10 protein-coding genes are annotated in these 11,486 nt (G+C 48.2%); 6 read left to right on the forward strand and 4 right to left on the reverse strand.

Features of this window, described 5'->3' with window-relative positions; genetic code table 11:
* Nucleotides 1-35 precede the first annotated feature (35 nt).
* Nucleotides 36-512, forward strand: a complete 477-nt coding sequence (locus tag IY568_RS13735; protein ID WP_194867878.1) for a GreA/GreB family elongation factor — start codon at nucleotides 36-38, stop codon at nucleotides 510-512.
* Here the strand turns inward: IY568_RS13735 and IY568_RS13740 are convergent, their stop codons facing one another.
* Nucleotides 513-1,508 (reverse strand): GlxA family transcriptional regulator, encoded by a 996-nt coding sequence (locus IY568_RS13740; RefSeq protein ID WP_125561382.1) that lies wholly within the window; start codon nucleotides 1,506-1,508, stop codon nucleotides 513-515.
* Nucleotides 1,509-1,625: 117 nt separating this feature from the next.
* Between IY568_RS13740 and IY568_RS13745 the strand changes: the two genes are divergently transcribed.
* Nucleotides 1,626-3,527, forward strand: a complete 1,902-nt coding sequence (locus IY568_RS13745) for a beta-ketoacyl synthase (protein ID WP_194867879.1) — start codon at nucleotides 1,626-1,628, stop codon at nucleotides 3,525-3,527.
* Nucleotides 3,528-3,578: 51 nt separating this feature from the next.
* On the opposite strand, the gene fghA is transcribed toward IY568_RS13745, so the two are convergent.
* A complete protein-coding gene (gene fghA / locus IY568_RS13750) occupies nucleotides 3,579-4,421 on the reverse strand; it encodes an S-formylglutathione hydrolase (RefSeq protein WP_194867880.1) in 843 nt (280 codons plus the stop codon).
* A gap of 10 nt (nucleotides 4,422-4,431) precedes the next feature.
* Nucleotides 4,432-5,553, reverse strand: coding sequence for an S-(hydroxymethyl)glutathione dehydrogenase/class III alcohol dehydrogenase (locus IY568_RS13755; RefSeq protein ID WP_228553340.1), 1,122 nt, complete (start codon nucleotides 5,551-5,553; stop codon nucleotides 4,432-4,434).
* Nucleotides 5,554-5,650: 97 nt separating this feature from the next.
* Here IY568_RS13755 and IY568_RS13760 point away from each other — a divergent pair, with 97 nt between their 5' ends.
* The gene (locus IY568_RS13760; RefSeq protein WP_138538846.1) at nucleotides 5,651-6,517 is read left to right on the forward strand and encodes a LysR family transcriptional regulator; all 867 of its coding nucleotides are present in this window, start codon (nucleotides 5,651-5,653) and stop codon (nucleotides 6,515-6,517) included.
* On the opposite strand, the gene IY568_RS13765 is transcribed toward IY568_RS13760, so the two are convergent.
* Nucleotides 6,514-8,181: a SulP family inorganic anion transporter gene (locus IY568_RS13765; protein WP_194867881.1), complete on the reverse strand. Its 1,668-nt coding sequence runs from the start codon at nucleotides 8,179-8,181 to the stop codon at nucleotides 6,514-6,516. The two genes, IY568_RS13760 and IY568_RS13765, sit on opposite strands and share 4 nt — an antisense overlap.
* A gap of 168 nt (nucleotides 8,182-8,349) precedes the next feature.
* Here IY568_RS13765 and IY568_RS13770 point away from each other — a divergent pair, with 168 nt between their 5' ends.
* Genes IY568_RS13770 through IY568_RS13780 form a run of 3 tightly spaced genes read left to right on the forward strand, consistent with a single transcriptional unit; the run spans nucleotide 8,350 to nucleotide 11,483 of the window.
* Nucleotides 8,350-9,561 (forward strand): lipoprotein-releasing ABC transporter permease subunit, encoded by a 1,212-nt coding sequence (locus tag IY568_RS13770; RefSeq protein WP_194867882.1) that lies wholly within the window; start codon nucleotides 8,350-8,352, stop codon nucleotides 9,559-9,561.
* Nucleotides 9,554-10,252, forward strand: a complete 699-nt coding sequence (gene lolD / locus IY568_RS13775; RefSeq protein ID WP_125561367.1) for a lipoprotein-releasing ABC transporter ATP-binding protein LolD — start codon at nucleotides 9,554-9,556, stop codon at nucleotides 10,250-10,252. The genes IY568_RS13770 and lolD overlap by 8 nt, the downstream gene beginning before the upstream one ends.
* Before the next feature lie 4 nt (nucleotides 10,253-10,256).
* Nucleotides 10,257-11,483, forward strand: coding sequence for a lipoprotein-releasing ABC transporter permease subunit (locus tag IY568_RS13780; protein WP_138538843.1), 1,227 nt, complete (start codon nucleotides 10,257-10,259; stop codon nucleotides 11,481-11,483).
* Nucleotides 11,484-11,486: the final 3 nt, after the last annotated feature.

The raw sequence follows: 11,486 nt of genomic DNA on the forward strand, positions 1-11,486 counted from the left end.
CTGCGGGCCCTTTTTGCGGTTTTAAGAGGGTCAGCTTGAATAAAAGCCACGTTATTGAACATTTAAGGTTTGCACTGGAATGCAAGCTCCAGGAGGCACAAGAGGCAGCAGACAGTGCTCGTGCCGATGCAATTCATGAACAAAGTGCGGCGGAAACTCAGTATGACTCTTTGAGCATTGAGTCCGGCTACCTTGCCGAGGGGCAAAGTGAGCGGGTCGATCAGGCACATAGAGCTATTCAGGCGTTCGAGCAAACATATACGTTAAGCCGTCCTGGCGTTGTCCAGGTAGGGGCGCTGGTAGAGTTAGTTGACGAGCAGGATCAGCATCATTGGTTTTATGTTGGACCCTGTGAAGGTGGACTGAAAGTGATTTTGGGTACTTCAGAAGTCAGAGTGATCACGCTCGCTTCTCCTGTCGGTCAGGCTCTCCAAGGGCGTGAACAGGGTGAGGAAGTTGAGTTTAACTTCAATGGTAAGACTCAATGGTTGGAGGTACTAGAGTTGCAGTGATCATGAAAAGAGCTTTTTTCTGACCACTTGTCGGTACTGACTGGGGGTTTGATTCATTGTACTTTTGAACACCCTGGTAAGCTGTCCTTGCGAGCTAAAACCGCATGCCAGCGCTATTTCCTGAATACTCAGGTTGGTGGAAGCCAATAACTCAGTAACCTGACGCACTCGGGTTGTTTGCAAATAGTTGGCGGCAGTCTGACCTGTTGCGGCTTTAAAGCGTCGGTTGAAAGTGCGATAGCTCATACCAAATTGAGTGGCAACCTCAGGAAATGTTATTTCATTCGCACTGTTGTTGCGTAACCAAAACTGGATTGAGGCAATTTGTTCATCACTATGGCGGTCAACAGCGCCTTCCAGGTACCTTTGTTCTTCATAGGGCTTTCTTACTTCGTGAGAGAAGTTTTGTTGCACATGATTGGCAGCTTCTTGGCCATAAAACTGGCCAATAAAGTGGACAATCACGTCTGCCAGCGCGTTCAAGCTTGCTACTGTATATAGTCTTTCTGACTGAGTAATGAAGTAATCAGGGCGCAGGGCAACTAAGGGATAATTGCGCTTAAATTGATCTGCATAATGCCAGTGGGTTGTTGCTGAGTGTCCGTCGAGGATCCCGGATTCCGCTAAGAAGCAAACGCCTGTGCCGACACCAATAAGTGTGGCACCAGAGCGCCATGCCAGGGCTAGATTTGAAACCAATGAGGTATTTTTTTTCAACACTGGACGAGGGTTACGCCAAATACTGGGAGTAATGATGTAGTCGAACTCACTGAGTGCACTGAAATTGGCGTGTGCTAAAAAAGGCACGCCCATCGATGAATGAACGGCTTCACCTGTTTCACTTAGCCAGGCAATTTCCAATGGTATAAATTCATTTCCTAAATGGCGTCTTGCGAACGCCTCACCAGCACGCAGCATTTCTATGGGTAATGTTACGCTGGTTATTAGCATTTGCTCATAAAGTGTGAAAGCAATACGGTGGTTATAAGCACCCATCTCATCCGACCTCTTAATGGTGGCGTAATTTGCATGTTATGTGGCGAAAAAAGTAAAGTATCATGTTTTCCTTCGTTCTAAAATCGGTTCATTAGTTTTATTTGATAAGAGATTGATATGACAGCATTACCAATTATCGTAGGTATGGGCGGTGTGAATGCCGCTGGCAGAACCTCGTTCCATCAGGGCTTTCGTCGCATTGTGTTAGACACCCTGGATGATGCTGCAAGACAGGAAACTTTCCTTGGCCTGGCGACCTTGATGAACCTAGTGTCATTAAAAGGGGCGGATTTGGTAACAGCTGAAGGCGAAGTCGTTCAGCGTGATGAAATCGAAGCACGCTTTGGCCAGCAGATTGTTGAAGGGACGTTAATCCGAAAAATCGAGAAAACTCATTTTGATGTCGATGCAACGCACTGGCAGCAAAAGCTGACAATGCAGGCCAACGATAGCCATGGATTAACCTTTACCTGTCGCAAGCGTGATTTACCAACGCCTGTACCATCTGGCTGGCAAATTGAAATGCTTGATGAAAAAACGGCCCAGGTGCTTATTCCGGAGCAGCTGGCGGTAAAAGTGGATAGTTACAGAGACAACCCTATTAAGGCAGCAGGCCAGCTACCAACTGGATTTGATCCATCTGTCATGTACAACAGCCGTTATCAGCCGCGTGGTTTGCAAGCCACTATTTTTGCCGCAACCGACGCTATCCGCTCTACAGGCCTAGACTGGGATACGGTTATGAACAGTGTCGAACCCGACCAGATTGGCACTTATTCAGCTTCGGTCGCTGGGCAGGTTAATGATGAAGGGTTTGGTGGCCTCATTCGCAGCCGCATGAAAGGGGAGCGGGTGAGCACCAAACAACTCGCGTTGGGTCTGAATACCATGTCAACTGACTTCATTAACGCTTATGTGACGGGCAGTGTGGGTACGACATTCTCCACTTCAGGTGCTTGTGCAACCTTTTTGTATAATTTGCGTGCAGCAGTTAATGACATTCAGGCGGGTCGTACCCGTGTAGCCGTGGTTGCCAGTGTTGAGTGTGCGTTAACGCCAGAGATTATAGAAGGCTTTGGTAATATGGGCGCACTGGCAAACGAAGAAGGCTTGCGTAAGCTTGATAACACTGAACAGGTTGATTATCGCCGTACCAGCCGTCCATTTGGTGAAAACTGTGGCTTTACCATTGGGGAAGGGGCACAGGTAACTATTCTGATGGATGATAAATTAGCCCTTGAACTGGGCGCTGACATTATGGGGTCTGTTGCAGATGTCTATGTTAATGCTGATGGGGTTAAGAAATCGATTACTGCGCCTGGTCCGGGTAACTACATTACTATGGCTAAATCAGTGGCACTGGCAGAGCAGATCGCGGGCACTGAAGCACTTCAACAGCGTAGCTTTATTCTGGCACATGGGTCCAGCACACCACAAAACCGGGTGACAGAATCTTTGATTTACCATCGTATTGCACAAACATTTGCTATCGAAGGCTGGAAAGTAGCTGCGCCGAAAGCATTTGTTGGTCATACCATCGGTCCGGCTTCTGGTGATCAGCTGGCAATGGCGCTGGGTATCTTCAGTCATCAGATTATGCCAGGTGTGACGACCATAGATGCGGTTGCAGAAGATGTCTATGACCAGCATCTGGATATCCGCACACACCATTATCACTGTGGAGAGATGGATATCGCTTTCATTAATTCCAAAGGGTTTGGTGGTAATAATGCAACTGCAACGATACTGTCGCCTGCCGTTACCTTAAAGATGCTATCGAAACGCTATAGCGAAGCTGCGCTTGCAGAGCATGACGCCAAACTGGCAGAAACGAAGCAACAACAAGCCAGTTATCAACAGGCAGCCGATCTGGGTCAGTATGAGCTTATTTATCGATTTGGTAATGGCATGATTGATGATTCGCAACTACAGCTAAGTAAAGAAACTCTGGAGATCCCAGGCTTTGATAAAGCAGTTAAGCTGAATGTCAATAATCAGTATGGTGACCTGACGGATTAAAATACTATGTTAAGCAAACAAAAGGCGCGCTAGCGCCTTTTTTTGTATTGGTTACTTCAGGTATTGTGCATGGAAATCCAGGTGTGCATCGATGAAGGTCGAAATAAAGAAGTAACTGTGGTCATATCCCGGCCGCATTGTTAGCGTAAGTGGGTAATTTGCAGCCTGAGCCGCCTGCACCAGTGCTTCAGGCTTGAGCTGTTCAGTTAGGAACTGATCAGCATCACCTTGATCAACTAAGATAGGTGCTTTGCCATTTTCCGTATTTTGTCTAAGCAAGTGGCATGCATCATATGCTTCCCACATTGCATTGTCTTCTCCCAGGTAGCCTCTGAATGCTTTTTTGCCCCAAGGGCAATCCACCGGATTAGAGATTGGGCTAAAAGCCGAGATACTCTGATAACGAGTTGGATTTTTCAGACCGATAACCAGCGCGCCATGACCACCCATGGAGTGTCCCGCGATAGCACGTTTGTCAGAGACAGGAAGTTGCGCTTCGATAAGTTTTGGCAGCTCGTCACTGACATAGCTATACATGTGATAGTGTTTATCATAGGGGGCTTGAGTCGCATTGACGTAAAAGCCTGCGCCGAGCCCAAAATCATAGCTATTTTCCGGGTCATCTGGGATCTCTTCACCACGCGGTGATGTATCCGGTGCTACGATTGCTATCCCGAGCTCGCTGGCACGTTTAAACGCGCCGGCTTTTTGCATAAAGTTCTCGTCGTTACAGGTTAGCCCTGACAGCCAGTAAAGCACTGGTACAGGCTGGCCATTAAGTGCTTGCTCAGGTAAAAAAACGGCAAAGGTCATTTTACATTGAGTATATTGACTGTCATGTTGATAACGTCGGTGCCAGCCTCCGGCGACTTTGTTTTCGCTCAATAATTCCATAATATGCTCTTTATAAATGGATCACCGAACGGATACTCTTACCCTGGTGCATTAGATCAAACGCTTCATTAATGTCATCCAGCGACATCGTATGGGTAATAAAGTCATCCAGTTTAAATTCACCAGCGAGGTAACGCTCGACGATTTCTGGCAGCTCAGAACGGCCTTTAACCCCTCCGAATGCTGTACCCCGCCATACCCGGCCAGTTACCAACTGGAAAGGACGAGTAGAGATTTCCTGGCCAGCACCCGCAACCCCGATGATCACAGATTCGCCCCAGCCTTTGTGACAACATTCCAATGCACTGCGCATCACGTTGACGTTACCAATACATTCAAATGAAAAATCAACTCCTCCATCGGTCATTTCCACAATGACTTCCTGAATTGGTTTGTCGTAATCGTTTGGGTTGATGAGGTCGGTAGCGCCGAGTTTTTCAGCCAGCGCGTATTTGTCTGTATTGATATCAACGCCAATGATCCGACTGGCACCAGCCATCACTGCCCCTATCACGGCTGACAGGCCAATACCACCCAGGCCAAAGATAGCAACCGTGTCGCCTGGTTGCACTTTGGCTGTATTCATCACTGCGCCCATCCCTGTTGTTACTCCACACCCTAGCAGGCAGATCTCTTCTAGTGGCGCAGTTTTATTAACTTTAGCCAGAGAAATCTCAGGAAGAACAGTGTATTCAGAGAAGGTTGAAGTGCCCATATAGTGATAAATAGGTTCGCCGTCTTTGTAAAAACGGGTTGTTCCGTCAGGCATGACTCCTTTACCCTGAGTCGCACGGATCTTCTGGCATAAGTTCGTCTTGCCTGATGTACAGAACTTACATTCGCCACATTCTGGCGTGTAAAGTGGAATAACGTGGTCACCTACTGCGACACTGGTTACCCCTTCACCTACGGCTTCAACAATGCCACCACCTTCGTGACCTAAAATCGCCGGAAATACACCTTCAGGGTCTTCTCCGGATAGGGTGAATGCGTCTGTATGACAGACACCTGTGGCAACGATTTTAACCAATACTTCGCCTGCTTTAGGCATCATCACATCCACTTCTTCAATGCTCAGTGGTTGTCCTGGTCCCCAGGCAATCGCTGCCCGTGATTTAATAAACTCAGCCATCATTACTCCAGTTTTGTAGTGTGAAAACAAAAGTATAACTTGCTGTGAGAGTTTGATAATCTTAAAAATTAAGAAAGACTTTTACGTATTTGTAATAATGGATAGATGGTCAGGTTTAGATGAATTTGTCGCGGTGGCGACCAGTGGCTCCTTCACAGCGGCAGCGCAGCAGTTAGACACCTCAGTAGCACAGGTCAGCCGTCGGGTTAAAACCCTGGAGTCCGAGCTTGGCTATCAGCTACTGACTCGAACAACCCGAAATCTGGCGTTGACACCCGAAGGCCAGGTATTTCTCGGTCATGCCAGGTTGCTCCAGCACGCCTACGATGACGCAACAGCGGCACTGAGACAAAGAGACAGTGAGCCTACGGGCAAAATCAGGCTCACAGCACCAGTGATGTACGGCGAGCAATACATTATGCCGTTGGTACACCAGTTCATGTGTCGTTTTCCTTCGGTTACGGTTGATATGGAGCTGACTAATGCGCAGCTCGATCTGGTTGAGCAGGGCGTCGATCTTGCTATTCGCATCGGCCAGCTCAAAGATTCCTCGTTACATGCAAAACGTCTGTCGCAGAGACGTACTTTGGTGTGTGTTTCACCGCAATATTTAAGTCAGCGCGGTCCAATTACCGCTATCAGAGATCTGGAGAAACAAAATTGCCTGTTAGGCAATGCACATTATTGGCGTTTTATGGATCACGGAGTCGAGCGGCATGTAAAGGTAACTGGTACCTTGAGATGTAACAGTGGCTGGGCGTTGTTAGACGCGGCAAAGCAGGGGCTAGGGGTCGTTCAGTTGCCTCATTATTATGTGCAAGATGCCATTCAAGGTAGTGAATTAGTGACTGTGCTGGATTCCTTTGCACCTATGGAAGAGGGGATCTGGGCGGTGTACCCGCCCAGAAAATATTTGTCTACGGCTATCCGTGCGCTAATAGACTTTTTGGCTGACGCACTCTAGGCCTGAATAGTATTGCTTTGCATCGCTTCCAGGGCTCTGGTCAATGCCTGTTCGCGGCTCTTACAAAATGCGTGGTCACCCAATTTGCTGCGAATATCGAACTTCTGAAGCTGTTCACTCGTGTCTTTATTTGGTGAGTAAATAAAGACCTGGCATTCAGCATCCAGTGCGTCACTGATGGCGTTTTCAATTGCGAGGCTGACGGTTACATCCAGCATGGCAACATCACTTAAATCAAGCACCATGGTTTTATATTCGCCAATGTGGCGATGCTGGCGGGTGATTGCTTTCGATACGCTAAAGATCATCGGACCTGACAGGTAAAAGAACAAGAGCTTGCCTTTGGCCTGCTCTAGCAAGGCTCGCTCGTGCGTTGACAGTGGCACATCTTCGTCGGCGTCGCCATCACTGATGGCTTTCACATGTTGTTCCTGAACCCGGCTTAGGCGCTCAATTACCATAATATTGGAAATAAATACGCCCAGACCAACAGCCACCATTAAATCAACGAAAACGGTCAGCAACATCACACCATACATGATGGCCATCTGACTGATGCTGAGTTTATGTGCACGTTGAATAAAGCTCCAGTCCAGAATGTTAATCCCGACATACACCGCGATGCCGGCGAGCACAGCCATCGGGATCGGCTCTGTCAGGCTGCCGGCCACAAATACAACGGCCATTAGGATCAGGGCGCGGAAAATCCCGGCTAACGGAGAGCGTGCACCTACCTGTATGTTGACAACTGTGCCCATGGTGGCACCAGCACCTGGTAGTGCGCCGAAGAAGCCTGCAATCATGTTTGCAATACCCTGACCACGTAGTTCTTTATCAGAGTCGTGCTCTGTACGCGTCAGACTATCACCGATAACGGCTGTCAGCAAAGTGTCAATACACCCTAAGGTACCCAGCACCAGGGCATCGATCACCATTTCGGTAAAGAGTTCCGGAGTAAAAGTTGGCCAGACAATTTCAGGCAAGCCACTGGGGATCTCGCCAATGCGGCGAATGCTGTCAGTATCAAACAGCAAGATTGAGATTAAAGTAACAATGACCAGTGCAACCAGTTGAGCAGGCACATACTGGCGATACTTCTTAGGCATGTAGAACAGCACACCTAAGGTGAGGATCCCTAAAAAGAGCTCAGAAAAATGTAAATTGAGAAATAGCTCAGGGAAAGCGGACAAAGTACCGGGAACACCGCCAGGAGGCGCCTGATGTCCGAGTAGGGGGGCCAGTTGCAGTATGATTAATATGACACCAATTCCGGACATAAACCCGGAGACCACGCTGTATGGCATCAGAGTGACATATTTACCAAGCTTGAGCGTGCCCAGTAATATCTGGAATGCACCCGCCATCATCACCACGGTGAAGGCCATAGCCGGCCCCGCTTCGGGGTATTTTGATATCATGGTGGTCAGAACTGCTGTCATAATGACCGTCATCGGGCCAGTTGGTTCTGAGATCAGAGAAGTAGAGCCGCCAAATAAGGCAGCGAAGAGGCCAACGAGAATTGCGCCCCACATACCGGCTTCAGCTCCGGCGCCGGATGCCACGCCAAAGGCGAGGGCGAGTGGTAGGGAAATGATTGCAGTGGTCACACCACCGAACAAATCTCCCTTGAAATTCATATGTTTAAATCTTGATAACGAAAACATTGAAGGTCCATACCGCGAGATTTGCCGCATTCTACACTAAAACCCGACGTAATTTAGAGCGGCTATTAAAAAAATTTTACACTTTTTTTTGGGGTCAAGGGTATGACCCGGCTTTCTTGATTGTGCTAGTATCGTGCTCTGAACTTGTATGCAGAAAAATAAACTATTATGTTTCAGCCTGTTAGCCTTTACATAGGGCTCAGATACAGCCGTGCCAGCAAGGGCAATGGGTTTGTATCTTTTATTTCTTTTTTTTCCATTGCCGGGATAGCACTCGGGTTAATGGCACTTATTACAGTTAGCTCTGTGATGAATGGGTTTGAGCAGAGCCTGAAAAATGCCATGCTCGACTTAATACCTCATGTGCAGTTGCGCAAATCATCAGACGAACAATCTCAAGACGCCGATGCGTTGCTAACTAAGCTGAGCGCATTGCCAGAAGTTAAGCGGGTAACTCCCTATGTCACCAGTGATGTGATCCTGCAAACGAATAAAGATCTGGTTGGTGTGCGTTTGCAAGGGGCCTTTTCCGGTTATCCATCGGCACTCGAGCCACACATTGAAGCCGGTAGCCTGGCACAGTTTCGTGAGCAGAAATATCAACTGGCGCTGAGTCGCTATCTGGCAAATCAACTGGATGTGCGATTGGGACAAAAAGTTCGGGTGATCATGCCTGATGTTAGCAGTTATACGCCTATGGGCCGGGTCCCTAAACAGCGTTTATTTACAGTTGCCTTGATTTACAACACCCACAGTGAGGCCGATGTTAACCTGGCATTCGCCGATGGTAAAAGTCTGCAACGTTTACTTAAGCGCAAACCGATGGATTTTGACGTTAGCATTACATTAAAAGACGCTTTTGCCGTTAATGAGTTCAGAACAGCGAATGTCCCCTTGTTGTCTGGATTAGAATACTCAGACTGGCATGTACAGCAGGGGGCATTATTTGCAGCCGTTGCAATGGAAAAACGCATTATGGCCTTACTATTGGGACTGATCGTGATTGTGGCCGTATTCAATATAGTGTCGGCGCTATCGATGATGGTCAGTGAAAAGCAAGGTGAAGTAGCTATTTTGCAGACTTTGGGGCTGGCACCTGGCGCTATAGCACGGGTGTTCATGGTGCAAGGGTTGTACAACGGTGTAGTGGGTACGCTAATTGGCACTGTGTTTGGTTATCTGCTGGCCAGTCATATTAACGAGGTACTGGCAGTCTGTGGGCTGTCTTTACTGGGTGGTGCAGAGTTACCGGTCAGGTTCGACTGGTTTAGTTTGAGTTTAATTGTTGCGACCAGTCTGGTTTTGAGTTTTCTGGCAACATTATATCCGGCGTTTAAAGCCGCAAAAGTGCTTCCTGCTGAGGTGTTAAGGTATGAGTGATTTAGTAATTGAATGTCAGGGCCTGAACAAGGCTTATGATGAAGCGGGCCAGCAGGTTGAAGTGTTAAAAGGGGTCGATCTGGCGCTTGAACAGGGCGACATGTTGGCCATTGTCGGCAGTTCCGGCTCAGGCAAGAGTACTTTGTTGCATATATTGGGCACATTGGATACCGCCAGCAGTGGTTCAGTGAAAATCAAAGCCACCGATGTCGCGCAGTTATCGCGTCGCAAACAGGCGGATTTTCGCAATCAAAACCTGGGCTTTATATATCAGTTCCATCACCTGCTTATGGATTTTACGGCATTAGAGAATGTGGCTATGCCTTTGCTGATTGCCGGTCAGCCACCTAAAGCCGCTCAGGCGCAAGCACAGGAAATGTTGGGCAAAGTTGGCCTGGACCATCGTGGAGGTCATCGACCATCGGAGTTATCGGGCGGGGAGCGCCAGCGAGTTGCCATAGCCAGGGCGCTAGTTACGCGTCCTGCATTAGTCTTGGCAGATGAACCTACCGGTAACCTGGACAAACAAAATGCACTGAAAATCTATGCCTTGTTAAAAGAGTTAAACCGGGATTTAAAAACCAGCTTTGTGGTGGTAACACATGACCTTGAACTGGCGGCAAAACTGGGTCGTGCAGTTGCTCTGGACGACGGTGTGTTGGTTGAGCATGCGCTACATAGTGAGGCATAAGCGAATGTTGAGTGTGTTTATCAGTAACCGATTACGTGCTTCCAAGCATCAGGCTGGTATGATTGGTTTTTTGAGTAAATCATCAACGCTCGGTGTCATGCTGGGGGTGGCGGTGCTTATTGTCGCACTCTCAGTGATCAATGGGTTTGAACAACAGCTGAAAACCCGCTTACTTTCTGTGGTACCCCATGTGGCGTACCAGGCGCCTTACGACCCTATTTCCAGTTGGCCTGACAAGGTACGTTTGCTGGAAGCTCAGCAAGGTATTTTGGCCGCCGCCCCTGAAATATCTGTCACTGCTATGGTCCAGTTTCGTGGTGAGCTAAAAGCGGCTGAAGTGAAGGGAATAGATTTTCTCTCTCATCATAAGGTGTCAGATGTGGGCCAGTTTATCACTGACACTTCACTAAGCGAGTTGACCGACAATGATATCGTTTTAGGTCGGCATATTGCGACAGAGTTGGGTTTAGAGCGCGGGGATAAAGTCACACTGTTAGTGGCAAATCCACAAGCCGCTTCTCCTCTGGCTGCCCCAAAGCGGCTTAACTTTGTGTTGGCGGATGTGATTAGTATGGGAGGACCTATTGATCGGTCGTTGGCTTTGGTTTCTGTGAAGAGGTTGCAGCAGGCAATGGGCCTGTCGGACGATGAAGTGACCGGGCTCCGTGCCAAAGTTGAGGATGTATTCTCTGCTCATCAGGTCGCAATGGCAGCAGGCCGGGCTTTACCTGATCTGGTCTACGTCAATAGTTGGTTTCGTACGCAGGGGAGCCTTTATCAGGATATTCAAATGGTCAGGACGATAGTGTATCTGGTCGTGTTTCTGATCATCGCTGTCGCCAGTTTTAATATCGTGTCGTCTATGGTAATGGAAGTGAAAGAAAAGCAAGCGGATATTGCGATTTTAAAAACCATGGGTACCAGAGACAGCACTATTTTTGCGACCTTCGCGATACAGGGGGTCAGCTATGCCCTAATAGGTGCCCTGGTTGGTCTGTTTGTCGGCATTTTGTTGGCGCTGAATATTTCCGACTTATTCCGTGCCTGGATTGAGCTTGATGGTGATAATCCATTGCAGGGCGTTTATTTTATTGAATTTTTGCCCAGCCAGTTGGATTGGATCGACGTGGTTTCAGTGTTGTCTATTACGCTTGTTATTTCGGTACTATCTTGCCTTTATCCGGCCTGGCAGGCCGTAAAAGTAGATCCAGCCAGGGTTTTGGGTGGTTAGCTT

Source organism: Pseudoalteromonas sp. PPB1 (assembly GCF_015356275.1).
GTDB classification, from domain to species: Bacteria; Pseudomonadota; Gammaproteobacteria; order Enterobacterales; family Alteromonadaceae; genus Pseudoalteromonas; species Pseudoalteromonas rubra_D.